This is a genomic window from Allochromatium warmingii, from assembly GCF_900107145.1.
In the GTDB taxonomy this organism is placed as follows: domain Bacteria; phylum Pseudomonadota; class Gammaproteobacteria; order Chromatiales; family Chromatiaceae; genus Thermochromatium; species Thermochromatium warmingii.
Genome location: NZ_FNOW01000043.1, coordinates 1 through 25,734 on the forward strand (window position 1 = coordinate 1; position 25,734 = coordinate 25,734).

19 protein-coding genes and 1 pseudogene are annotated in these 25,734 nt (G+C 58.0%); 10 read left to right on the top strand and 10 right to left on the bottom strand.

What is annotated here, in order from left to right; genetic code table 11:
* Window positions 1-291: 291 nt before the first annotated feature.
* The 8 genes from pyrR to gshB form a co-directional block, all read right to left on the bottom strand.
* Window positions 292-840 (bottom strand): bifunctional pyr operon transcriptional regulator/uracil phosphoribosyltransferase PyrR, encoded by a 549-nt coding sequence (pyrR, locus tag BLW10_RS11390; protein ID WP_091334816.1) that lies wholly within the window; start codon window positions 838-840, stop codon window positions 292-294.
* On the bottom strand, window positions 827-1,234 hold the full coding sequence (gene ruvX, locus BLW10_RS11395; protein ID WP_091334842.1) for a Holliday junction resolvase RuvX: 408 nt from the start codon (window positions 1,232-1,234) through the stop codon (window positions 827-829). The genes pyrR and ruvX overlap by 14 nt, the downstream gene beginning before the upstream one ends.
* A gap of 16 nt (window positions 1,235-1,250) precedes the next feature.
* Window positions 1,251-1,814, bottom strand: a complete 564-nt coding sequence (locus tag BLW10_RS11400) for a YqgE/AlgH family protein (RefSeq protein WP_091334817.1) — start codon at window positions 1,812-1,814, stop codon at window positions 1,251-1,253.
* Between the two features lie 41 nt (window positions 1,815-1,855).
* The gene (locus BLW10_RS11405) at window positions 1,856-3,394 is read right to left on the bottom strand and encodes a GTPase family protein (protein WP_091334819.1); all 1,539 of its coding nucleotides are present in this window, start codon (window positions 3,392-3,394) and stop codon (window positions 1,856-1,858) included.
* Entirely contained in the window at window positions 3,375-4,544 is a 1,170-nt protein-coding gene (locus BLW10_RS11410) for a YcjF family protein (protein ID WP_091334843.1), read from the bottom strand. Before BLW10_RS11410 ends, BLW10_RS11405 begins: the two co-directional genes overlap by 20 nt.
* A 4-nt stretch (window positions 4,545-4,548) precedes the next feature.
* Window positions 4,549-5,574: an energy transducer TonB gene (locus BLW10_RS11415; protein WP_091334820.1), complete on the bottom strand. Its 1,026-nt coding sequence runs from the start codon at window positions 5,572-5,574 to the stop codon at window positions 4,549-4,551.
* Window positions 5,571-6,665 (bottom strand): FAD:protein FMN transferase, encoded by a 1,095-nt coding sequence (locus BLW10_RS11420; RefSeq protein ID WP_091334822.1) that lies wholly within the window; start codon window positions 6,663-6,665, stop codon window positions 5,571-5,573. The genes BLW10_RS11415 and BLW10_RS11420 overlap by 4 nt, the downstream gene beginning before the upstream one ends.
* A 132-nt stretch (window positions 6,666-6,797) precedes the next feature.
* On the bottom strand, window positions 6,798-7,751 hold the full coding sequence (gene gshB / locus BLW10_RS11425; protein WP_091334824.1) for a glutathione synthase: 954 nt from the start codon (window positions 7,749-7,751) through the stop codon (window positions 6,798-6,800).
* A 143-nt stretch (window positions 7,752-7,894) separates the two neighbouring features.
* Here gshB and BLW10_RS11430 point away from each other — a divergent pair, with 143 nt between their 5' ends.
* From BLW10_RS11430 to BLW10_RS11445, 4 genes are all read left to right on the top strand, one after another.
* Window positions 7,895-8,305 (top strand): response regulator, encoded by a 411-nt coding sequence (locus BLW10_RS11430; RefSeq protein WP_091334825.1) that lies wholly within the window; start codon window positions 7,895-7,897, stop codon window positions 8,303-8,305.
* A 138-nt stretch (window positions 8,306-8,443) separates the two neighbouring features.
* Complete coding sequence (locus tag BLW10_RS11435; protein WP_091334845.1) at window positions 8,444-8,845, top strand: response regulator; 402 nt, start codon at window positions 8,444-8,446, stop codon at window positions 8,843-8,845.
* Window positions 8,838-9,437 (top strand): chemotaxis protein CheW, encoded by a 600-nt coding sequence (locus tag BLW10_RS11440; RefSeq protein WP_091334827.1) that lies wholly within the window; start codon window positions 8,838-8,840, stop codon window positions 9,435-9,437. The genes BLW10_RS11435 and BLW10_RS11440 overlap by 8 nt, the downstream gene beginning before the upstream one ends.
* Window positions 9,438-9,542: 105 nt before the next feature.
* Window positions 9,543-11,582 carry a methyl-accepting chemotaxis protein gene (locus BLW10_RS11445; protein ID WP_091334828.1) on the top strand — a complete coding sequence of 680 codons (2,040 nt, stop codon included), beginning with the start codon at window positions 9,543-9,545 and terminating at the stop codon, window positions 11,580-11,582.
* Window positions 11,583-11,727: 145 nt separating this feature from the next.
* Here BLW10_RS11445 and BLW10_RS11450 read toward each other — a convergent pair whose 3' ends face one another.
* Together BLW10_RS11450 and BLW10_RS11455 are read right to left on the bottom strand one after the other, a co-directional pair.
* Window positions 11,728-12,078, bottom strand: coding sequence for a type II toxin-antitoxin system PemK/MazF family toxin (locus BLW10_RS11450; RefSeq protein ID WP_091334830.1), 351 nt, complete (start codon window positions 12,076-12,078; stop codon window positions 11,728-11,730).
* Window positions 12,075-12,308, bottom strand: a complete 234-nt coding sequence (locus BLW10_RS11455) for a DUF2281 domain-containing protein (RefSeq protein WP_091334832.1) — start codon at window positions 12,306-12,308, stop codon at window positions 12,075-12,077. Before BLW10_RS11455 ends, BLW10_RS11450 begins: the two co-directional genes overlap by 4 nt.
* Before the next feature lie 172 nt (window positions 12,309-12,480).
* Here BLW10_RS11455 and BLW10_RS11460 point away from each other — a divergent pair, with 172 nt between their 5' ends.
* The 6 genes and pseudogenes from BLW10_RS11460 to BLW10_RS14035 all read left to right on the top strand — a co-directional run.
* Entirely contained in the window at window positions 12,481-17,751 is a 5,271-nt protein-coding gene (locus tag BLW10_RS11460) for a hybrid sensor histidine kinase/response regulator (protein WP_091334833.1), read from the top strand.
* A gap of 144 nt (window positions 17,752-17,895) precedes the next feature.
* Window positions 17,896-18,360 (top strand): OsmC family protein, encoded by a 465-nt coding sequence (locus tag BLW10_RS11465; protein ID WP_091334836.1) that lies wholly within the window; start codon window positions 17,896-17,898, stop codon window positions 18,358-18,360.
* Between the two features lie 87 nt (window positions 18,361-18,447).
* Window positions 18,448-20,412, top strand: coding sequence for a tetratricopeptide repeat protein (locus BLW10_RS11470; protein ID WP_091334837.1), 1,965 nt, complete (start codon window positions 18,448-18,450; stop codon window positions 20,410-20,412).
* A gap of 19 nt (window positions 20,413-20,431) precedes the next feature.
* The gene (locus BLW10_RS11475) at window positions 20,432-21,541 is read left to right on the top strand and encodes a glycosyltransferase (RefSeq protein WP_091334839.1); all 1,110 of its coding nucleotides are present in this window, start codon (window positions 20,432-20,434) and stop codon (window positions 21,539-21,541) included.
* Between the two features lie 177 nt (window positions 21,542-21,718).
* Window positions 21,719-25,180: an acyl-[ACP]--phospholipid O-acyltransferase gene (locus BLW10_RS11480; protein WP_091334840.1), complete on the top strand. Its 3,462-nt coding sequence runs from the start codon at window positions 21,719-21,721 to the stop codon at window positions 25,178-25,180.
* Window positions 25,181-25,606: 426 nt separating this feature from the next.
* Window positions 25,607-25,734, top strand: a pseudogene (locus BLW10_RS14035) (transposase); the annotation flags it as partial.

Consider the following 25,734-nt stretch of genomic DNA (forward strand, 5'->3'; position numbering starts at 1 on the left):
GTGAGTCTCAAGTTTACTTAGCGTCTAGTCGATTGTTGCTTCGCCAAATTTGCAATAATCAAGTTCGCTATAAATTAGCCGCTGGCTAGAAAAAAACTGATTTGCCAGTTTCTAGACAGCCTCTCAAACCCACCGGCTTTAGCCGGTGGTTGTTTAGTCACGACCTTGCGATAGGATGATTTAAATAGACAGGATGAACAAGATTTCACAGGATGTACAGGATTTATAAACTATAAATAATTGTTTTGAATCCGGTTAATCTTGAATCATCCTGTCCATTCTTTCACGACTCTAGCTGGCAGCGTGGTTAAAAGTCGCACGGCGATGGGCACGTAACATCACCAGCGGTTCGGGGCCGCTGAGTTTGATTTGTTCATCGCTGTCAAATCCCGCTTCAAATCCAGCAACATCAGCGGCAATCGGCAGTTCGCGTCCGTTGCGCTCGACGAGCACGGCCAGCGTCACCGAGGCCGGTCGCCCATAATCAAACAGCACATTGAGCGCAGCGCGGCTGGTGCGGCCAGTCTGGAGCACGTCATCGACTAAGATCAGATGCCGCTCTTCGATTCCAACCGGCAGATACGACGGGCGCACCTGCGGATGCACGCCGACGCGGGTGAAGTCATCGCGATAAAACGAAATATCTAAATGCCCAAGCGGTTCAGCCAGAGCTAACCGCCGATGCAGGCGCTCGGCGACCCAGACGCCGCCGGTGTGAATGCCGATCATCAGCGGCTGTTCGATACCGCGTCGCGTCAGCCGCTCGCGCAGGCGCGTGGTCATGGTGTCGAGCGCGGCTTCAATCGCGGCGGCGTCTTTCCAGATGTCAGTGGTGCTCACAAAGCCAGGTTTCCAGAATCAGGGCCGCTGCGAGCGCATCCACCGCTTCCAGCGTGGGGGTGCGGCGGTCGCGGGCGGCGAGTTGACGATGCGCTTCGCGGGAGGTCAGGCGCTCATCGACCAGATGCACCGGCAGCCGATAGCGGCCTTCGAGCTGACGGGCAAAGCGATGAACACGCGGCGACCAGGGAACTTCTTGATCGTCCATTTGAAACGGCAAGCCGACGACCAGCGCCGCCGGTTGCCAGTCACGGATCAGGGCGGAAATGCGCACCCAGTCGGGTTGTTCGCCCTGACTGCGCAGCGTGGTGAGGGGCGTAGCCGATCCGGTGATGGTCTGACCGACGGCCACGCCGATTTTGCGCGGGCCGAAATCAAAGCCGAGCAGGGTCATGCGGATGCTGGGCGCTTCATGCGTGCCCGGCCTCACCGCTCATTAGGTTTAAATCGACGCCGAGCAATTGTGCTGAGGCCATCCAGCGGGCACTGGGGTCGAGTCGAAACAGGATGTCGTTACTGGCCGGGCCGTTGAGCCAAGCATTGGCGCTCATTTCCTGTTCAAGTTGACCGCTGCCCCAACCGGCATAGCCCAGTGCAATCAGCGCCTGTTCGGGGCCGTCGCCGCTGGCAATGGCTTCGAGAATATCGCGTGAGGTGGTGACGCTAATATCCGGGGTGATATTTAGCGTGGAGTCATAGCTATAACCGCCTGTGTGCAGCACGAAGCCACGATCCGTCTGCACCGGGCCGCCCTGATAGACCGGCGTGTCGCCAATGCCCTGATGCACAAAAGGGATTTTCAGTTGGGTGAAAAGCGCACGGAGTTTAACGTCGAGTGGGCGATTGATGACAATGCCCATCGCGCCCTGCTCGGTGTGCTCGCAGATGTAGGTGACTGTGCGTGCGAAGTTCGGGTCTTGTAACCTCGGCATCGCAATCAACAGATGGTTGGTTAATGAAGTACTAAAAGGCATGGGCGTTAGTATCCTGATCGGCTGAGGGTGACGCAAGCGCACTAACCGGATCGGTTGGATTTCGAGCTGTCAGTGGCCAGTTTGACGCCTTTATCAATGATAGTCACGGCGCTGATCCCGCCGTCGCCTATTCGTTTCAACCACCCATCGCGCCGCTGACCGCGTTCGAGTTGTTTGTGCTGGGCTTCGGGCAAGCTGGCGACCAGTGCCGCGTTCAGTGCGTCGAGATTCCACGCTGGGGCATCACTGGGCAGGGCGATGAGCACACAGCGCGATTCAGGGAGTCGCAACTGTTCGGCAATCGCCTGACGTGCGGCGCGGAATTGCTGTTCTTTGAGCCGCTGTCCCTGTTCGACCGCATAGGGCGGCGACCAGTCGAGCGGCGGGTCGAGGCGGTCGGCGTGGGTGATGACGACAATGACCGGAATCGCACGCAGGCGCACATCTTGATTAGTCAGCGCCCGTAATTGCGCTAGCGCCTGTTCATCGAGCGCCCGATCTGCGCGATCTGCCGCAACCAGCCATAGCACCAGATCGCAGTCTGCCGCCTGTTTTAGCCACGCGCCGTTAAGCTGGTCATGCGTCAGGCCTGGACTATCGACCAGAATCAGCGGGCCGGTCTGGTCAGTGCTGAAGCGATAAGCGCGACAGGCGTCCGGTGTTGCAGCGGTCACGCCGACCGGCTCGCGGGTGATGCCGAGCCACACATTGAGCAGGCTCGATTTACCGACATTGCGTTGACCGGCCAGCAGCACGGTGAGCGGTTCGGCTGGCTTATCGGGCAGCGGTTGCGGCGCGGTGGGCAGTAATTCACTGGCGCGGCGGCGATAGTCACCGGCGTAGAGCTTGATCGCAGCCGTGCCGATCTCTTCGACCAGAATCGCCGCGACCTGCGCCAGTGCCTGCTCACTGACCACCTGCTTGATCTGTCCAGTAAGCTGATTGGTCAGATGAGAGCGCACGGCGCTGGCCGGATTGAACCAAGCGGCTATGCGCATCAGGGCGCTGAGGCGCTGCACCGGCTCGACAACATTCAGCGCCCGCACCAACCACGTCAGTTCAACTTGACACAAAATCGGCACGTCACGCCGGATCACCGCTCGCACGCGGGCGGCGAGATCTTCGGCCATCAGCAAGGCTTCCGGCAGCGTAAAGCGCCAGAGCGCGGCGGCATCATGCGGGGCGTGTGCCTGCGCGACGGTGTGGACAATGCGTTGTAATAAGTGCTGCACCGCTTCGGCATCCTGCACATCAGCGGCCGTCACCTGCTCGGCCAGTGCCGCAAGCGCCTGTCGTGCCGAGGTTTCCGCCGGTGAACTGCCGACGCCGGGCGGTTGGATCCGAATCGGCGCTGGCGCTGGGCGACGTAGTGCAAATTGATAGATCGCCGCCGCGACCGTCAGCAGCGCGATGGTCACGCCCCACCAAATCCAAAATCCGTCTGTCTGCCACAGCCAGATCAGCCCCGCGCCCAGCAGCACCAGCAGCGGCAGGGCGATCAGCGCCAGCATCAGTCCCAACCAGCCGAGATACTGCCGGTAGAGCGGCGGGCGGTGCGGGTCAGTCGGCGGTGAGTGCATGGGATGACTGCTTGCGTTGAGTGTGATAATGCCGCGCTTGGCGCAGACCTTCGCGATAGTGCTCGCGTAGTGCCTCACGATCCGGTTGATGTCCGGCTTTGCGCTCGCTGAAATAATACAGTGCTGCTTCGCCGATGCCCCAAGTCATCACGAATGTCCAAGAAGCCACCAGCGCCGTGCCCCAGCCGAGACCGAGTTTCAGCCCCTGCTGCACCGCCCATTGTCCAGCAAAACCGAGGGTAAAGCCGGTGCCGAGTGCGGCGACGAACTCGCCCCAGAGATCGAGCCGTTTCGTAAAACCGAAGCGATAGGCGATCTGGCTCACCATCGCCGCTTGCAGACTCGCCGATCCCAGCCCGCCGAGCACCGGCGCGGGGATCGCGCTGGTTGCTGAGGCGGCGACCGCCCAAGGCACAATGATACGGCGGCGAATCTGTTCCGGCAGCGACGCGGCCGCGCTCACCTGTTTTAGCCGCAGCACCAAGTCGGGCACCTCGGCTTCGAGCACATCCCAAAAACGCGCAACGCCATAATCACTTGGCACAATGCCCTGTTCCGGGCGGGTGAAATCAAGCGGCACAAAGATCGGTGTGCAGCGATTCGGCAACGCTGTGCGCACCAGTTGCCGTTGTGCCAGCATCGCCCGTCCGAGCGCATCCGGCACCTCGGGACGCTGGCGGTCAGCATCGCTGCCATCAAACGGATACGGCTCAACATGCCGCTCATGGCGCTGATAGACACGATGCAGCGTCGTCTGCGCGATGATGAGCGGGCGGCGCGGCTGATCGTGATACACCTGCTGCAACGCGGCGAGAATCGGCGCTTGATCGAGGTCATCGACGCGCATCACGGCAATGATGAGATGTGCTTGATTTTGCGCGGTCTTGAGATCATCGCCAGCGTCATAGTCAGCACAGTCGCTCAGTCCTCGCGTATCGAGCAGCCGCAATACTGGCTGGGGTTCGGGATACGCATAGAGCCGCGCTTCGCGGGTCATGGCGCGATAGCCAGAGCCGATCTGTTCGTAACCCTGTCCGGTGATTTCAGCAACAATGCTGGTTTTGCCGCTTTGCGTTTTGCCCAGCAGCCAGAGAATCGGCGCGTCGGCTTCGCTCCAGTCACAGGCATGTTTGATGGCGTCAGCGGTCATATTTTTATCGCTCCCAGCCCAATACATCATCTTGGGTAAATTGCCACGTCCGCACGATGTCCAACACGTCGGTATCGGCGGCGATGTCGGGCGGAAACGGTGAGAATGGGGCCGCTAACTCGACAATCTGAATCGCCGCTTCATCGAGCACATCAGACCCCGAAGAGCGTACCACGCGGATGCTCTCAACGCTGCCATCGGCCCGCACCGCGACATGCAGAATCAAACTGCCATAAAGCCGCTGTTCGCGGGCAGCGGCGGGATAGTTGAGAGTGCCGATGCGCTCGACCTTTTGCGCCCAAGCGCCGAGATAACTGGCATAGCGAAATTCACGAGTGCTGGCGCTGATGGATTTGCGCCGCGCTCGTTTTGCGCCGGTGGTGGCGTTGGCGGTGTAGCTAGAGGTTAAACGCGCTACTTCTAATCCCTGACTGGCGAGAATCTGCGCCGCATCGACCGCTGTCGGGCGTGGCGCGAATGGATCAATCAGCGGACGCGGCGGGGCCTCGGCTTCGGTCGCTAAGATCGGGGCCAGCGGCGGCTGGCGCAGCGGTACGGTCAGCGCATCCGGTCGCGCCAGCGGATCACGATGCGGCGGTACCTCAGTCGCTGGCGTGACGGGCGCGGGAACCTCAGCGGCCAACGGCGCATCATCCGGCGTTGGCTGATCGCTCTCGGGACGCGCATCCGAGGCCGGATCTTGCGTAGCGTCGCCAAAGGTCGGAATCGCGGCATCGCCGAGCGGTGATTCGCCGATTTGATCGCGCTGTGCGAGCACCGCTTCGGCGGGCGGATGCGCCGCGCTCGCGCCGAGGTCTTTCAGCAACACCACCTCAATCGCCGCTTCTGGTGGCGGCCCGGGCAGTGGTGCGACCAGCGAGACCACCAAAATCAGCAGCAGATGCAGCCAACTTGCCCCGGCAATCGCGGCGATAAACGTGGCATTCGCGGCGCGAGTCGGTGGGCTGACCAGCACGCTGGGCAGTTCTAGTTCTAGTTCTAGCGCCGCAGATGACGAAGCGGCGGTCATGGCTGTGGATTCGGCGGCATCTCGGATGGCCGCTCGGGTTCGGCAAGCTCGACCTGTTCTGCCGCATCGACGCGCTCTAACCGCGCCGCCATCGCTGGGGTCAAATGCAATCCGCCATCCGCATCTACCAGCAACACATGCTGCACGCCGAAACGTCCGGCGACCTCGCGCCAGCGCGTCGCGCCAGCAATAAAGATCGCCCGTGCAGCAGCGGCGGCGCGGGTGGCTTCCGTGCTCATCACCGTGACTGAGCGTGCTCCGGTCGCGGGTCGTCCGGTGCGCGGATCGAGAATAGCGTGATACCGCTGATTGCGATAAGTGAACACCCGTTCCTGTTCGTTGACCGTCACCAGCGCCTCATCACCGCGTAGCGCCATAATTGCCAGCACTGCCGAGCCACTCGGTCGCCGCACTGGAATCCGCCACGGCTGGCCACTGCGCTCGCCGAGGGCGCGTAGCTCGCCACTGCCGACCTGAATCAGCGCATGACGCACGCCAAGTTCTTGCAGATGCTGCATCGCCAGATCAATCGCTTGACTGCGGGCAAGTGGCGTTAAGTCGAGTTGAAGATTGGGCGCCCGCGCTTGCAGTGTCAGCCCCTGAAGCTCCAGCGCGGCGAGCGATGGGGCGGCAGCGAGCAGCGCGGCTAATTGCGCTTCAGTCGGCGGCGGGCGCGGGGTGATCTCAGCGGCATCAAACCCCCAGAGCCGCAATAGTGCGCCATTGGCCAGATTCAGCAGGCCGTCGCTTTCGGCTTCGAGCCGTTGCGCCAATCGCACCAAGCGCAGCACCGAGGGTGGCGGCACAAATGGCTGACCGGTGGCCAGCAGCCGATTGACCCGCGTCATCGCTTCGCCATGATGTGACCAATCCCGATCCAGATAGGCGAAATCTTGTTTCACCAGCGCAGCGGCGTGTTCGGCTTGCTGGCGCGTGACGGCAATCAGGTTGACATCAACTTGGGTATCAAAGGCCGTAAATTGCGTGAGCACTACCGGAGCTTTGTCGCGGCAGGCAGTGAGCGTTAGTGAGACAAGCGCCAGCAGCAGTAGCAGCGCCAGCGGGCGTGGACGGGACAACAACACCCCCATACAGCATGACTCCAAATTGAGGAGAAAATAGACAGGATTAACAGGATTTTTCAAGATTAACGGGATTAAAAACAATGATTTATATTCTGTAAATCCTGCAAAATCCTGTTCATCCTGTCTATTTATTTCTGTCTATTTATTTGACAAGCGGGCAGCAATGGCGTCGAGCAGCGCACCGGCGATGTCCAGACCATAGGCCGCATCAAGTTCACGAATACAGGTCGGGCTGGTGACATTAATCTCAGTCAGAGAGTCGCCAATCACATCTAATCCGGCAAACAGAATACCGCGTGTGCGCAGTTCGGGGCCAACTTGGGCAGCGATCCAATGGTCGCGCTCGCTCAGGGGTCGCGCTTCGGATGATGCGCCGGCAGCCAAATTGCCGCGACTCTCGCCCGGGGCCGGAATCCGCGCCAAGCAATAGGGCACCGGCTCGCCATCAACGATGAGAATGCGTTTATCCCCAGCGGAGATTTCTGGAATAAACCGCTGCACCATGCAGAACGCCCGCCCGCGCTGGGTCAGCGTTTCAATCACTACGCTTAAATTCGGATCGCCCGGCGCGAGGCGAAAGATCGACGCCCCGCCCATGCCATCGAGCGGTTTTAAGATAATCTCGCCCTGTTCGGCCTGAAAGCGGCGAATATCAGCCGCATCGCGGGTCATCAACGTCGGCGGGGCGCACTGCGGAAACTGTGCAGTAAAGACTTTTTCGTTGGCATCGCGCAAACTGCGCGGATCATTGACGACCAGACAGCCGGCTCGCTGTGCCTGTTCGAGCAGATAAGTCGTGTAAATATATTCCATGTCAAACGGCGGATCTTTGCGCATCAGCAGCGTATCGAGCCACGCCAACGGCTGTTCCTGCACGGCACCGAGGCGGAACCAGTCCTGCGGATCGTCAATGACTTCGATGGGACGCAGCCGCCCCCAAGCTTGACCATCGCGCAGCCACAGATCGCCGACTTCCAGATACCACGGCGACCAGCCGCGCCGCTGGGCGGCCAACAGCATGGCGAAGGTGCTATCCTTTTTAATCTGGATGGACTGGATCGGATCCATCACCACACCGATACGAATGCTCATTATGTTCGCCTGGACTGTAAAAACTGGAGCGAGTCGCTTGCGCGAGTGGACGCTTAATCCTAGCATCCCGGCTATTTCCGCCGAGACCGCCGCCGCGTGGCGCGGTACTCGCGGGCCTTCTGACTTGAAGTTAGGTGCGTAGTATGGCCGACGAACCCGATCTGCGCGGGGTCAAGATCCTCGTCGTCGATGACAGCAAGACCATTCGCCGCAGTGCCGAGGTGTTACTGACCAAAGCCGGCAGCGAGGTTCAGCTTGCCGAGGATGGGTTTGAGGCGCTGGGCAAGGTGGTCAGTTTTAAGCCCGATTTGGTGTTTATCGACATTATGATGCCACGGCTCGACGGCTATCACACCTGCGCCCTGATTAAAAACAACCCGCAGTTCAAAGACATTCCGGTCGTGATGCTGTCGAGCAAAGACGGCCTGTTTGATCGCGCTAAAGGGCGGCTAGTTGGGGCACAGATTTATCTCGCCAAGCCGTTTACCGCCGATGAATTACTCGGCGCAGTGCGGGCAAGTTTGACCCCAGCGGCTGCGACGCGGCCTCTCTAAATAATGATCTAAACATAACGATCTGCGCACCGTGACCAGACCGCTTTACTCACGCTATTCTGTGCGACCCGTCTGTGAGCCGCGTGTTGAGCGTGGCGGATGGATATTCAGCCTGCGCTTGCCGAGCACCTCATCATCATGACACGCCGCCCCGACACACCGCCGACTGTCTTGATCGTCGATGATTCACCGACTGAGACGCATATTTTGGCTACGATCCTGAAAAAAGCCGGCTATCAGGTCGAAACGGCCAGCAATGGCGAAGAAGGTGTGGCGCAAGCACGGGCCTTGCGACCGGATATTATTCTGATGGACGTGATTATGCCGGTGCTCAACGGCTATCAGGCCACGCGGTTGCTGCGGCGCGAGGCGGACACGGCGGATATTCCGATCATCATGGTCACGACCAAAGATTTGCAAACCGACCGCACCTGGGGTCTGCGTCAGGGCGCGACCGATTATCTGACCAAACCAGTGGATCGTCAGCTACTACTCGACCGCATCCGCGAATTATTAGACAGCGGGGCCGCACATGGCTAAAACAGCACGCGCCCGCACCGATCTGCACGAGCTGATTCAAAAGCTCGACGCCCGCTGTCGCGCCCGCGCCGCTGGCTTGCCCGATGAAGCGCGACCGCCGGACAGTTGGAGCGCGGTGCTGTTTCGCGTCGAGCAGCAGCCATTGCTGGCACCGCTGGAGCAGATCGCTGAGGTGCTCGAAGTGCCCTGGGAAATTACCCGCGTACCGGGCACGAAACCCTGGCTTTTAGGGGTGGCGAACAATCGCGGCACCATGCTGCCGATTTACGATCTGGCGTCCTTGATTACTGGCCATCCGCCACCGCTCAGAAAGCGGCTGCTGGATGCGGGAGCCGAGCGCCGCCGCGAGCATATTCGCCGTCGTGAACGGGTGTTGGTGGTGCGACAGGATGAGCTGCCGTGCGGGTTGGTGGTCTCGGAAGCGGTCGGAATGCGCTATGTGCAAAACAGCGACCGGATGCTAGAGCCGGTGGAAGGCTGGGGGCCGATCAATCGTTATGTCTCGACGGCTTATCGGCTCGATGGTCAGGTATTACCGGTGATTGAATTGCGCGAGCTAATGCGCGATCCGTTGTTGAATGCGGCGGCATAAGTCGCGCTTCGTCACCAGCAACAACGCTAAAAGCTGGCGGCTGAAAGCTGGCCGCTCTCCCCCATCCCCCTGCCAAGATTCATTTACGAGGAGTCGGCCCGAAACATGGTGAAACGCTTCAAACTCAATCTTGGCAAACCTTCGCTCGACAGTTCACACCTGTTGATTGCAATTGCGTTTGGATTCGGGGCGCTGTTTTTCGCTATTTTGGCGTTATTTAGTTATCTCGAATTAGCGCAACTCGACGAATTAAATGCGCGTCAGGGTTTTATTACCGCTGAACAGCGGATTCTCACCCAACAATTGCGTCAAGCGGCTGATGATGCCGTCGTCGGTCAGGCCGCAACGCTCGATCAATTGCGACGCGACCGCCAGCAATTCCAGACCGCATTAGCGGATTTAGCGCAGGGCATCGAAGATTCCGGCTCGCACAATACACAGCTCCGCGCTGAATTGCGCAAGATCGAACAATCATGGATGCCATTGTCGCAACACATCGAAGCCATTCTCGGCGTGCGCGAGTCGAGTATTGCCGTGCGCAAGCTCGCCGAGGAAGCCCGCGAACAGCTCCCGCGTTTGCGCGAAACCATGACCAAGGTCGCCAAGCGGCTGATGGCAGAAAACGCGGCTTCGGCGCTGCTGCTGGAGGCTGGATTCGAGCTATCGCGGCTCGAACGGCTCGAAGCCTCACTCGACCGCGCCCTGCGCGGCGGTGCGGAAGCCGGTCAAGCTCTCGAGGAAGCGATCAAAGCCAGCGATGGGTTTGCCGAGGGACTTTCGGCGCTGATTGTCGGTGTGCGTGGACGGGCGGACGCCAGTGCATCGCGGGCGGCGTTGGAGGAAATCACCGAGCAATTTGCCACGCTCGAAACCCGCACCACCGAGATCATGCGCCGTCTGGACAATGTGCGGGCGGCGACTAATCAACTCCCCGGATTGCAAACGGCTGCCGGTAGCGTCGAAGCTGCGCTCAACACCCTGCTCAATCAGTATCGTGACGCTGGGCGACACGTTCTGCTGCTCGGCGTGCCCATCGGTACCGGTGCCGTGCTGCTGTTTGCCGCGCTATCACTGTTGAGTTTGGCGGCGCTGGTGCTGATTTTTCTGCGCGATTCCAAAACCCGCGAGGCGGCCTATCGGACTCAAACCGAACGCGATGAACGCGCCATTTTGCGGCTGCTGGATGAATTGGGTGATCTGGCCGATGGCGATTTGACGGTCGAAGCAACCGTGACCGAAGACAAAACCGGCGCGATTGCCGATGCGTTTAACTACGCGATTGAAGCACTGCGGGCGCTGGTGGCGACCATCAATCACACCGCCTCTCAGGTTGCGCAATCGACCCAAGATAGCCGAGCGATTGTCCTGCGCTTGGCCGAGGCCAGCAGCGCCCAATCGCTCCAGATTACTCAAGCCTCAGCCGCCGTGCAGTCGCTGACGGTGCAAATCGACGAGGTGGCCCGCAATGCTGGGGAATCGGCGGAAGTGGCTTCGCGCTCGGTCGAGGTCGCCGGACGCGGTGCGCAAACCGTGCGCGATACGATTCAAGGCATGGACGCGATCCGCGAGCAGATTCAGGAAACCTCGAAGCGCATCAAGCGGTTAGGTGAATCGTCGCAAGAAATCGGCGAGATTGTTGAGCTGATTGACGATATTGCCGACCAGACCAATATTCTGGCGCTCAACGCGGCGATGCAGGCGGCGATGGCGGGTGAAGCGGGGCGCGGGTTTGCGGTGGTGGCCGACGAGGTGCAGCGGCTCGCCGAGCGGTCACGCAATGCGACCAAACAGATCGAGGTGCTGGTGCGCACGATTCAAGCCGACACCAACGAGGCGGTCAGTTCGATGGAGGCCAGTACTGCCGGTGTGGTCGAGGGGGCACATCTGGCCGAAAATGCCGGTGAAGCGTTGCGCGAAATTGAAAATGTCTCGGCCTATATCGCCGAATTAACCAAGCGCATTGCGGATTCGTCGCAGCGTCAATCGCGGCAATCAGCGGAAATCAATGACACCGTGCAAGCGATTCGCGCCATTACCGAAGAAAATACCGAAGGCACGCGCCAATCGGCGGAATCGGTTGAAGTGTTGGCGAGTTTGGCGAATGATCTTCAGAAATCCGTTGCTGGGTTCCGTTTGACCAGTTAAAGGGTTGATGCGGCAGATGATGAGAAGATTTAGACAGGATGAACAGGATTTTTCAGAATTTACAGGATAAAAATAAATTCAATTTATTTTTAGTTTTTATTAAATGAAAATCCTGTTAATCCTGTCTAACGGTCTTGAGAAATCATTAAACACGCGCAGCGATCCAGACCGCGAGTTTGACTCGAATGCGCTGTAAGCGCGTATCGGCAATCGAACCAATTGACCCAACCAACAATGCACCATCTAATACGGCCAAGCGTGATAATCGTAAAACACTCGCCGTTTTTAATCCTGAATATTCAAAGTCTGGATCGGACAGTGTGATGATTTCATCAAATTCAGCCTCTGCTTGATGCAATTGTGAAGACACCATACAGACTAGCCAATCATCAAAACGCCCGGACGCTGGACGAATTAACAGCACCGGGCGTCGCTTCGTTCCCGAAAGATCGGTACTGGGAAAGGGTGTCAGTGCAATCTGCCCAGCACATTTCATCCCCATCGCTCCCGCAAATCGGCATCGGTATAGATTACTGGATCGGCTTCTATTCCGCGCAGCGCCTGCTGCATCGACAGGTTCGCAAATTCCTGATCGCTCCAATCAGTCAAATCGGAGTCGGTGTGCAAAGCAAATCGGGTTGTCAAGTAATCGACAAAATCGAACACCTCAGCTTGTTTGGCATCAGGAAGTGTTTTGATTTTTTCGATCAAATCGGAATAGCTCATCGCATAATTGCTCCAGTGTGTGAACTAGAAAAAACTCAGGTATGCGACGCATACCCTACTAAACTAGGCTAGGCTGTCAATCCTGAATCATCCTGTTCATCCTGTCTAAATCTTCTAAATCCGTGCTCCACGCATCCGACGACTGCATCGCACCGCACAAGGGGTTAGGCCAATGGCCGATAAACAGCTAATTGGTGGCTTACAATGGGTCAAAAGCGAGATCGGTGCCACCTTGCGCCCCGTCCGCGATCTGATTGAAGCCGGTACCGATTTTGACACCGAAACCGAGTTGCCCGCCGCGCTCAAGGCGCTCGATCAAGTGCAGGGCGTGTTGCTGGCGTTGCGCTTGACCGCTCCGGCGCAGCTCGTCGCCGCGATGCAGCAATTGATCGAAGCCCTCGACCCCGATAGCCCCGAGCGTTACATCCAAGCAACGACGGCGCTCGATCAGGCGCTCACTCAACTCAGCACCCATCTTGACCGCCTTGATGCCGGATTGGATGACTCGCCGCTGACGCTGCTGCCCAGCCTGAACGCGCTCCGCGCCGCCGCTGGTGAGCATCCGCCGCTGACTCAGGCCGATTGGCTACACGTCACGCTCGCCGCATCTGACAGCGCAGCGACACCTGCTCCCGAACAGCTTGAACGGCTCGCTGCGGTGATTCGTCAGGTGCGCCCGTCTTTTCATCGTCATCTTGTTGAATGGTACAAGGACACCAGTCTCGGACTTGCGCCGCTGAGTCGCCTGTTTCGTCAACTCGTTGAACATCTGCACGCCGAACCCCTCGTCGATCTGTTTCGTCTCGCTGAATTGATTGTTGACACGCTGCAAGATGGGCGTTTGCCGGCCAGTCCGCAGGTACGTACTGTGCTTGGGCATCTGGATCGCGTGCTTAAACCGTTGGCGCAGCAGCCACCTGTGTGGCCGCAAGCCGATCTGCAATCGCTGTTGACGCAGGCGTTGGAACGCTTGACGCAAGCCGGCATTGATGCGCCCTGGCTCGCCGAACTCGAGTTGAAATATGCCGCCGCTGAGGATCTCGCGCTTCCAGCGCCAGCGGCTGATGTCGCGCTGGCGCAGGTGGCCAGCGAACTGGCCGCACAGCTTGCCGAACTGAAAACTAGCTTCGATCAGGCGCAGGCCGCTGAGGTTGGTGTGCAGTTGCAGCAGTTGGCCAGCCGCTTGGAGGCCGTTGCAGTCGGTCATCCGCTTGCAATGCGGTTGCGGACGTTGGGGGAGCATTTTCAGACCCGCGCTGCTCAGGATAGCGACGCGATGGAGCTGTTGGGCATTGAATCGGCGCTGCTGGCGCTGGCCAATCATCGCGCTGCCGAAGCCGAACAGTGGCTTGCGCCGGATTTGGATTTGTCTGATTTGACTGCCGCGACCTTGCGCGAGGCCGGTTACGAATTGTTACAAATCAAGGAAAGCATCGCCGATTGGCAAGCTGATCCGAGTGTGTTTGAGGTGTTGATTCCGGTGCCGAGTAATCTGCTGGGCGTGGCCGGTGCGTTGCGCATGTTGGGGCAGAATCCAGCGGCAGAGGTGGCCGAGCGCGTGGCCGAGCTGGTGCAAGTGGCCTATGTGCAGCAGCAGCACTCATCGACAGCGACGCAGATTGATGCGTTAGCTGAGGCGATTGCTGGGCTAGAACTTTATATCAGTCATTTGCAACAGCCGATGCCGTTGGGTGAGACGCTGATTGATCGCGCTGGGCAGGCGATTGCAGTGTTGCAAGCTGAGATCGGGGAGTGGTCTGCGTCGGCGCTGTCAGCCGCCGTCGAGCCGCCATCTGCGCCTGTTGTATCTGTAGAACCTGAACCTGAACCCAAAGCGGATAACGACGCCGACGACGGCGAAACAACCTTTCTCGATATTTTTCTCGAAGAGGCGAATGAGGAACTGGATTCGGCGCGGATTCAGTTGGCGCGTTGGCAAGCTGACCCCACTGATGCGCAGGCAGTGGCGACACTGCGCCGCAGTTTCCACACGCTTAAGGGTAGTGGGCGGTTGGTCGGTGCGTTGCAGGTCGGCGATTTTGCGCAGGCGATGGAGTTTTTGCTCAATCGGCTGATTGAGCTGAAAGCCCATCCCTCGACAGCCATTCTTGACTGTATCGCCGATGCGGTGCGCACGCTGCCCGATTTGGTGGCCGCTGAAGCCGCCGGAACGACTTTTGATATTGAACCTTCGGTGAGTCGCGCAACAGAATTGCGGGCGGCATTGAGTGTGGTCGTTGCTGAACTGCCGTCTGGTGTCAGCGAGCTAAGTGTTCTATCTGTTCCGGTTCCAGTTCCGACGGGTCTGACTGTCGATGCTGAGAGTTTGCTGGCCGATGATGACGAGTTGCTCGATATTTTTCGGGGCGAGGCGCAGGAGCATGTGTCGGTTGTGCGGGCGTTTCTCGCTGCCGCGCCGCTCGGTGAGCCGCGTCAGAGTAACGAAGCGTTGGAGCGGGCGCTGCATACCCTGACCGGTAGTGCGCGGATGTCGGGGATTGATTCCATCGCGCAGGTTACAAAGGCGATGGAAAATCAGGTTAAACCAACGCGCTTGAGTGGTCAGCCGGTGAGTGCGGCCTTGTTGGCGTTGTTTGCGCGGGCGACAGCGGCAGTTGAGCAGCGGGTGGCGGAGTTGCCGGCGGTGGGTGCAGGCGCGGAGGCGTTGCTGGCGCTGTTGCCAGAGTTGACGGCTTGGAGTGAGCCAGAATCCGTTGTAATGGTTGCCGCTGAAAGCGCGGAAAACGCGGAAGAAGTCAGTATTTCATTGCCTGAATTGACGGGTGATGAAGTTTCAGCTTCGTCACCTGAACTGATAATTGAAATTGAGCCAGAGCCAGAACTAAAACCAGAATCAGAACCGGAGCTAAAACTAGAATTAGAATCGCTGCATACGCCTGAACTCGAATTAGAATTAGAATCAGAATTAAACATAGCAGTAGCACTAGAACCCGAAAGTATCATTGATAACCAAGCGTCAGCTTTGTTATCAGAACCAATCATTGCAATTGAACCAAAATTAGAATCAGAACAACCAATCATCGCCGATGATGCAGCGCCAGTTTTATCACCCGAACCGATCATAACCACCGCGCCGGTCGTCGATACTGTCGAGCCTGCGCCCGATCCCGAAATGGCCGCCGTTTTCTTAGAAGAAGCCCGCGACCTGCTCGACAAGCTCGATTCCCAATTCCGCGACTGGCTACTCACGCCCCAAGACAGCGCCGCGCTCGCCGGGATCAATCGTCTGCTCCATACCCTAAAAGGCGGCGCTCGTTTGAGCGGTCTGTCCGTGATCGGCGATCTGAGCCACGCGCTCGAAACCCGCCTCAAAACCCTCGCCGATAATCAGGCGGTCGTCAACGACATCACGCTCGAACTCGCGCAGCGTGCCGTCGATATGCTCTCGCTTCAGGTCGATGCCGTCGAACAGGGCGCACCCATCCCGCGTATGAGTCAACTGGTCGCCGAGCTGTCCGGCGATTCGGATGCCGCACCCGCCGCTGTACCGCAGATGCGTCCGGCTAATCCCGCGCCCATTGCACCGCAACCAACTGCGCCCGCTGATGCTCAGGCTCCCGAAGGCAGCAGCGCCATCGCCGCAATTCCACAGATTCGCGTGCGCTCCGATCTGCTCAATCGCCTCGTCAATCATGCCGGCGAAATCAGCATCTATCGCGGTCGCCTAACTCAGCGCAATGGACAACTTGGTTTCGGTTTAGGCGAACTCGATCAAACCGTCGTCCGTCTGCGCGAGCAACTGCGCCAGCTCGAAATCGAAACCCAAGCCCAAATTCTCAACCGCTTCGAGCGCAGCGGCGAAACCACCACCGAACGCACCAGTACCGCTACCAATTATGACGCCGAGTTCGACCCGCTCGAATTCGACCGCTTTTCGCGTCTACAACAGCTTTCCGGCTCGCTCGCCGAAACCATCAACGACCTGATTAGCGTCAAAGAAATGCTTGCCGGGTATCAGCGCGAGATCACCGATCTGCTCACCCAGCAAGCGCGAGTCGCCGACGATCTGCAAGATGGCCTTTTGCGTACCCGTCTCGTACCCTTCGTCCAAGTCGTGCCGCGTCTCCATCGCCTCGTCCGCCAAACCGCCGAAACCCTCGGCAAATCAGCACGGCTCGAAGTCATCGGCCCCGAAGTCGAACTCGACCGCACCATCCTCGACCGTCTCGTTGCCCCGCTCGAACATCTCTTGCGCAACGCCGTCGATCACGGCCTCGAAGACACCAAAACCCGTGTCGCACGCGGCAAACCCGCAACCGGACTGGTCACGCTTGCCCTGCGCCGCGAAGGGAATGACGCCGTGATCAGCTTGAGCGACGACGGCAAAGGGCTAGATCTAGAAGCCATCCGCAGCAAGGCGATCTCACGCGGCCTGATGACCGCCGACTCCAAACTGCCCGATGAAGCCATTTTGCAATTCATCATGGAACCCGGCTTCACCACCTCCGGCAAGGTCACGCAGATTTCCGGGCGCGGCGTCGGACTCGATGTCGTCTCCTCCGAAATCAAAGCCGCCAACGGCACCATGAGTCTCGAATCCGTGCCCGGCAAAGGTGCTCGCTTCGTCATTCGCTTACCGTTGACGCTGGCCATCATCGACGCCTTTTTGGTCTCAGTTGGCGACACCGTTTATGCCGTCCCGCATAGCACTGTCGAAGGGCTGGCGCGAATTAACCGCGAAGAATTGCTCGCCATCTACGCCGATCCCAGCAAAACCTACGCCGTGCGTGGTCAACGTTATCGCGTCGCCTATCTCGGCACAGCACTCGAAACCAACGGCCCCGAACCTGAGGTCGGAGATCGACGCTGGCTGCCGATTTTGCTGGCGCGGATCGGCGATCAGCGCGTCGCCTTGCAAGCCGATACGCTGCTAGAAAGTCAACGCATTCTCGTTAAACCATTGGGGCCACAGTTAGCCGGCGTGCGCTGGTTAAGCGGCGGCACCATTTTGCCGGATGGGCGCGTGGCTCTGATTCTCGACGCGCTGGCGCTGGTGCGTTCCGGCGCAATTCGTGAACAAGCACCCGTGCTCATTGCGCCCGAACCAACCAGCGCAGCGGTGTGCGTATTAGTCGTCGATGATTCACTGACAGTGCGCCGTGTCACCAGTCGTTTACTGCGGCGACAAAATATGGATGTCTTAACCGCTAAAGATGGCGTCGAAGCTTTAACCCTACTCGATGAGCGCGTGCCGGATATTATTCTGCTCGATATTGAAATGCCGCGCATGGATGGCTATGAACTCACGCGCCATATTCGGCGCTCCGAACGACTCAAGCATTTGCCGATTATTATGATTACCTCACGCACCGGCGCTAAACATCGCGATTATGCAACCCAGCTTGGCGTCAATCGCTATTTAGGCAAGCCCTATCAAGAATCGCAATTGCTCGATGAGATTAGTGCGTTGGTGAGGAAATAGATAGGCAAAATAATAGGGTATGCTGCCAGCCTCCAGCTATCAGCCACCTGCTTCCAGCAAAAACGCTTTGCCCGTATCAGTCAATCGCTGGCGGCTGGTAGCTGGTAGCTTTCAAAAATCAGCACACCACGAGGAATCTATAATATGTCCGAAGAAGCAGGCCGCTTTACCATTCAGCTTCAGCAGCAAGAGGGCTTTTTAATCAACGTTGCGTTCGATTGGAAACGCGCTCCAGATGTGCTGATGGATGAACCGCCGCCGCTCGGCGAGCAACTCGGGCCGAATGCCTCGCGGATGCTTGCAGCGGCGGCGGCCAATTGCTTAAGCGCCAGCCTGCTGTATTGCGTGTTCAAAGAAGAACCGCCCGAGAACTGTCTGCGTGCTGAGGCGACCTGCGTGATGGTGCGTAATGAACGCAAGCGCCTGCGCATCGGCTCGCTGGCAATCCGGCTGATTGTCAGTCCCGTCGTCACCCAATCGCCACGCTTTGCCCGCTGCAAAGACCTGTTTGAAGACTTCTGCGTCGTCTCCGCCAGCATCCGTCAGGGCATCCCGATGCAGGTGACGGTCGAAGATGAGGCCGGAACCATCTTACACAGTTCGCCCTAAGATCGCACTCAGGCTGTCCGGCTTGTCCCCATTCGCGCCGCGACTGTTTAGAATAGCCGTCTCTTAACCGACTGGAGACCGACTGTCATGGTTCAGCCTAACCCACCCGAGGCGGAACGTTTTGAACAAGTTATTGTGGAGTCGGTTCGCTACATCTTGGAGCATCCCGACCCGCGTGCCTATCTTGACTGGGCCGATCACTACATCCCCGAGACGCTGGGCATGTGGGAATCGAATCTGGATCCGAGCGAGATCGGGCGGCTGACGCGCCGGCTGGCAACACTCATCTGGGATGCCACCCCGCTTCCGACTCATGCGTTCCGACCGCGCCCGCTGCCCCAACCAGCGGCCAAAGCCCCCTGTCCCTGTGGTTCGGGCATGACCTATGGCGCATGTTGCGGTCAGGCTGATGAACTGCCGCTGCTGTCACCCGAGGTCATCTGGGACATACTCTTAGAATTGCTCGACGCAGCGGGCATCCGAGCGGCGCTCGACAGTGGCGCGATTCCTGAACCGCTGCTGGCGCATGTCGCCGCCCGCTGGTTGATTGACGATCACCCCAAGCGCGTCGTGACCTTGCTTGAACCGCTGTTTGTCGATCCACTCGAACGTCTCGATGGACGCTATGAACCGGCGCTCGATCTGCTCTGCGATGCCTATGATGCGCTGGATCGCTGGCGCAAAAAGCTCGCACTCTTGCGGCGCGTGTGCGAAAGCGGCCCGCTCCCGTTACAGGCGGCGGCTTGGCAGCGAATTGGCACTATTCATATTGATGCTGGTGACTATGAGCAGGCACAGCAAGCATTTCATGCCGCCTTGCGCTGTGATCCAGATAATCCGGGCACAGCATTGCTGGAAATCACGTTGCTGGTCGCTCAACATCAAGATGAAGTCGCCCGCGAACGCGCCCGCTTTTGGCGACAACGCTTCAAACGGCTAGAGCTGGATTCGGAGAGTTTCCTTGAGTTTTTAGATCAAGTGATCGTCAATCCACAGGCGGCAATGGTCAACACGCAGGCCGATAACCTCGATCCAGCTTTAGTCGAGCTGCATGATTGGGTTGCAATCGCCACAACCCGTCCACTGTCGCACTATGGTGTCGTGAAACGGCGCACTCGGATGCAGCCGCTGCCGGTCGAGCGTCTGAACACCGATCAAACAGAATTATTCGCCGGCTTGGACGTGCGCACGGTAGCAGCGGAACCCACTGTGGATGCCGCACACACAGTGATTTTGCGCCCACCTGCATCGCTGCGAACGTTGGAAACACGCTGGCATCGCTACTATCCGGGCAGTAAACCGCGCTCGATTCATCTACAACTCGACGACGAAGAATCGGAGCTGGTGTGGTCGGAGTCAGCACAGTGGCTCGCATTGCTGCTCGATCATCCCGAACTGGCCGATAGTCTGGACGTGCTCGACGATCTGGCTACGGCGCTCGACACCCATCCCGACAGCGCCTTACCCTGGATCTCACATGCAGTGCTGACCCCGTTACTGGATCGGGCGTGGGCGATTGTGCAGCAGGCGTTACCGCCGGAGGCCGGGCAACTGTTGCCCTGGTCAATTACGGAAAATCATCCGGCTTTACGTCTGCTATTCCGGCGCTATCTGGCACAAGAACAAGCCGGACAGCACGCCGAAGCGCGGCGGATGCTCGAAACCCTGTTGCGCCTCAATCCACACGACAATCACGGCGCACGCGCTGAACTGATGAACCAGTATCTGCGCGAGGGTGAGGACGAACGCGCTCTAGCATTGGCGCGGCGTTTTCCGAATGATGTGTTAGCTGATCTCGCCTATGGCGAAGTGCTCGCGCTCTATCGACTGGGCCGCGAAGAGCGGGCACGCACCGTGCTGCAAACGGCGATGCGGCGGCTGCCGCGCATCCCGCCCTATCTGACGCGCAAGCGGATTAAACAGCCGCGTTTGAATCCGCTGGGCGTGACCGTTGGTGGCGACGATCAAGCCTGGCTCTATCGTGAGGCGATGCGCGATGTCTGGGCCGCCGAGCCGGGGGTGCTCGACTGGCTAAAACGCTGTCTGGTGTAGGTCAAGCGCCGTGACTGCTGTGGCTGCAACTGCGCCACGCCCACTGGCCGTCTTTGCATCATTTTCGGGTGCAGGTGGCGTTGAGCGCATGTTGATCCATCTGCTACACGGCTTGGTTGAACTCGGCGAATCGGTGGAATTGGTGCTGATTCGCGCCGACAGCCCACATTTGGCACAGTGTCCGGCAGCGGTGCGCCAAGTGCATTTGCGGGCTAACCATGCGCTGTTAGCCGTGCCCGAACTGGCGCACTATCTACGCACCCGCCGACCACGCGCCCTGCTCGCGGCCAAAGATCGCGCTGGTCGGGCAGCGGTGCTGGCGCGGGCGCTCAGTGGCGTGGAAACGCGCTTGGTGTTGCGCCTCGGCACCCATCTTTCGACCGCAATGGCCGAACGCCACGCCCTTGAACGGGCGCTCCGCTATGCGCCGATGCGCTGGCTCTATCCGTCTTTTGATCGCATTGTGGCCGTGTCCAACGGTGTCGCCGAGGACACCGCACAGCTTGCGCACCTACCGCGCTCGCGGATTCAGGTCATCCGCAATCCCGTCATCACCCCCGCGTTATCTGCCGCCGCTGCCGCGCCCTGCCCGCATCCCTGGCTGGAAGCTGGACAGCCGCCGGTGATTGTCGGTGCGGGGCGCTTACAGCGGCAGAAAGATTTTCCGACCTTAATTCGCGCCTTTGCGCAAGTGCGGGCGCAGCGCGACTGTCGGCTGCTGATTCTGGGTGAGGGACGCTGGCGCGGGGCACTGGAGGCGCTAACGGTCGAACTCGGGATCGCGGACGCGGTCGCCTTGCCCGGCTTTCAACCGCAGCTTCCGGCATATTTGGCGCGAGCGGCGCTGTTCGTGCTGTCATCGGCGTGGGAAGGTTCGCCGAATGTGCTCACCGAAGCCTTGGCGCTGGGCGTGCCTGTGGTGTCCACCGATTGCCCAAGCGGGCCAGCCGAGATCCTCGCGGGCGGTCAGATTGGGCCGCTGGTGCCAGTTGGCGATGTCGCGGCGTTAGCTGAAGCGATGGTGCAGACCTTAGAGCACCCGCATCCAGCGGCGATGTTACAGGCAGCCGTGACGGAATATGATTGGCTGCACAGTGCGCGGGCGTATTTGCAAGCGTTGGCTGAATGAATGATTTAGATAATTATTGAGACAGGATTAACAGGATGATTCAGGATGAACAGGATTTAGTTTAAATTTAGTGATAAAGCAAAAATAACAAAAATAATAATTAAAAAATCCTGTCAATCCTGAAGCATCCTGTTAATCCTGTCCAATCGGTCTTAATCACACCCCGAGGGCGTCATCGTGAGTCAACTCTTTCGCATCGCTGGCTTTCTGCCCTATATCGCGATGATCTTCCTCAATGCCTTTGTTGATTTAGGGCATAAGATCGTCATTCAAAACACGCTCTTCAAAACCTACGATGGCGACACGCAAATTCTCCTCACCGCAATTGTCAATGCGCTGATTTTATTGCCATTCGTGCTCTTATTCACCCCATCGGGATTTCTCGCTGATCGTTTTCCAAAACCGCAGGTCATGCGCACCAGCGCCTGGCTTGCGGTTGGTCTAACGCTCTGTATCACGCTCTTTTATTATCTCGGCTGGTTCTGGGTTGCATTCGGCATGACCTTTCTGCTTGCGGCACAGAGCGCCTTTTATTCGCCAGCTAAATACGGTTATATCAAAGAATTAGTCGGTGAAGCCGAACTCACTACCGCAAATGGTTGGGTACAAGCCACCACCACCACCGCTATTCTTGCCGGCATTTTTGTCTTTTCTATTCTCTTTGAAACCCGACTCACCGGACACAGCTTCAGCACGCCCAATGCAGTCACCGCTTTGATTGCGCCGCTCGGCTGGGTATTAGTCGCTGCATCCGTAATCGAATTGATACTGGCCTATCGACTGCCACTTACTCATCACAATATCGCGCTCCGGTTTGATTGGAGCCGCTATGCCCGCGCCCAGTATCTACGCGATAACTTGCGTGTTGCTTGGGATAATTCCATTATTTGGCTGTCTATTGTCGGCTTGTCAATCTTTTGGGCAATTTCGCAGGTCATCCTGGCTGCATTTCCCGCCTTTGCTAAAGAAACACTCGGCGAAACCAACACCATTGTTATTCAAGGACTCTTAGCCTGTTCGGGACTCGGAATTATTATCGGCTCAATCATTGCCGGTCGGCTCTCACGCGGTCATATTGAAACCGGCTTGATTCCAGTTGGCGCGATTGGGATTGCGCTGGCGCTATTTATCCTGCCCGGACTGGGATCAACTTGGGCACATGCGCTGAATTTTCTGGTGCTTGGCGTCTTAGCGGGCTGTTTTATTGTGCCACTCAACGCCCTGATTCAATTTAATGCCGGTGAATCTGGATTAGGGCGCGTGCTCGCGGCAAATAATTTCGTGCAAAATGTCGTCATGCTCAGTTTTCTGGCATTCACGGTATTAGCCGCTTGGTTTGAAATTGGTGGCTTGCCCGTGATGCTGACGCTGGCAGTGGTTGCGCTCGGCGGTGCGCTCTATACCACCTCGCAACTGCCGCAATCTTTGATCCGTTTTTTAATCGGGCGCTTAATGGCAACCCGCTATCGGCTCAATGTGATTGGGCTGGAAAATATGCCCGCTCAGGGCGGCGTGCTGATGCTCGGCAATCATGTTAGTTGGATTGACTGGGCGATGGTGCAATTAGCCAGTCCGCGTCCAGTGCGTTTTGTGATGGAACGCTGGATTTATGAACGCTGGTATTTACGCTGGTTTCTTGATTTCTTCGGTGTGGTGCCGATTTCACGCGCCAGCAGTCGTCAAGCGATTCAAACCATCGCCCAGTTACTCGATTCCGGTGAAGTCGTCTGTATTTTCCCCGAAGGGACATTAAGCAAAAACGGCCAGCTTTCAACGTTTAAACGCGGCTTTGAATTATCAGCCCGTGCCGCACAGTCCGGTGTGATTCTGCCATTTTATCAACGTGGTCTTTGGGGCAGTCGTTTTTCGTATGCCAGTGATAAATTACGCTCGCAAAAACGGCGCGGTCGCGCACGCGAAGTGATTGTCGCGTTTGGTGCGCCGCTGCCGCTGACAACTAATGCCGAGCGGGTGAAACAGGCAGTTTTTGAATTATCAGTCAGTTCATGGCGGGCTTATGTCGAAACGTTGCCAACAGTGCCCGCCGCTTGGTTAGCAACCGCGCTCCGTGAACGGCAAGCATTGGCCATCGTCGATTCAGTGGGGACGACCTTGAGTAATCAACGGCTGCTGACGGCGGTGTTGCTATTTGCGCGGCGCATTCAGCGGCTGGCTCCCGAACCGGCGGTCGGGATTTTGTTACCGGCGAGCAGCGCCGGCGCGATTGCCAATCTTGCGGCGTTGGTGGCGGGTAAAACTGTGGTCAATCTGAATTACACCGCGCATCCCGACGCCCTGCGCATCTGTGTGCAACAGGCGGGCGTGCGCCATGTCATCACCGCCGAGCGGTTTTTGCGCAAGCTCGAACAGCGCGGCATGGTGATGTCGGACGTGTTGCCAACTGTGACTTTGCACGCAATGGAAACGCTCCGCGCTCAGATCGGGCGGCTCGAAGCACTGTGGGTGCTGGGCTTAACGCGGCTGCTGCCGGCGGCGGTACTTGCACGGCTGTTCGGGCAGCCGCGCCATCCAGATGAGACGGCGGCGATTCTGTTTTCGAGCGGCAGTGAGGGCACACCAAAAGGGATCGAGTTGACCCATCGGAATATTCTGGCCAATGTGCGCCAGACCTCAGATGTGCTCAATATTGAGCGCGATGATGTGCTGCTGGCCAATCTGCCGCTGTTTCATGCTTTCGGGCTGACGGTGACGACCTTTATGCCGCTGCTAGAGGGCTTGCCGATGGTCTGTCATCCCGATCCGACCGACGCGCTCGGCACCGCGAAGGCGATTGCCCGCTATCGCGCTACCGTGTTTTGTGGGACTTCGACCTTTTTGCGGCTCTATGTGCGCAACACCAGAATTCATCCACTGATGCTGCAATCGCTGCGCATCGTGGTCGCCGGTGCCGAACGGCTCGCGCCGGAGATTCGCAGCGGCTTTGCGCTCAAATTCCACAAAGAGATTCTCGAAGGCTATGGCGCGACCGAGACCACGCCGGTCGCCAGCGTCAACGTCCCCGATACGCTGGAGACAGACACTTGGAAGATCCAGATTGGCTCGCGTCCAGGCACGGTCGGGATGCCGCTGCCAGGGACAAGCTTTCGGATCGTTGATCCGCACACGCTGGAGACGCTGCCACGCGGTGAGGATGGGTTGATTCTGATTGGCGGCGTGCAGGTGATGAAGGGCTATCTCAACGCATTGGACAAAACAGCGGCGGCGATTGTCGAACTAGACGGCGTACGTTGGTATAAAACCGGCGATAAGGGGCATTTGGATGCCGATGGGTTTTTGACGATTGTTGATCGCTATTCACGGTTTGCCAAAATCGGCGGCGAGATGGTGAGCCTGAGTGTCGTCGAGGATGCAGTGCGGCAGGCGCTGGCACAACCGGAATTGGAGCTGATTGCGGTCACGGTGCCAGATGAACGCAAAGGCGAGCAAATTGTGTTGCTGGTTGTCGCGCCCGAGGGTGTGGATTTAGATGTTGATGCCGAGCTGCTCCGCCGCGCCATGCTGGCTAACGGAACAGCGGCGCTGATGATTCCGGCTGAGGTGCGCCGGATTGCTGCGATTCCAAAGCTTGGCAGCGGGAAAACCGATTTTGGGGCGGTGCAGCGAGTGGCGGTGGGGTGAATTGGATTTGCAAGTGCTCCCAACTGAACAGCAATCGTCAAGGTTATCGCGTGGCCGTTCTACCCATCCTACCTTGCTACCTTGCTAACGCCAGCATCAGCCGGCGCGCTATTCGCACGCTCGGCTGAATGCCATCGTTAGGCGATTGATCGTGTGTTGATTCTTTGCCTGGAAAAATAATTTCAACCAGACCCCTTTAATTCCTTTAATTCTAACCAGACCCCTTTAATTCTCCCTTTAATTCTCATTTTAAAGTAGATTTTTTCGAGAATATGGCAAATTTTGCGAGTTAATTAAAATCACTCATATCGTGAATATGACTTCAGAAAAAACTCTTCGCCAAAATACCCAAGCGATATCTCCGATGAAGAATGGGAGATTGTCGAAAAAATCTTCGAATAACTTGAGCCTTATACAACAGGCCGCCCAAGATCAAGTGATCTACGCGAAATCTTGAACGCTATCTTTTATTTAAACAAAACAGGTTGTCCGTGGCGTTATCTCCCAAATGATTTTCCATCTTACAAACTGGTTAACTATTACTACAATAAGTG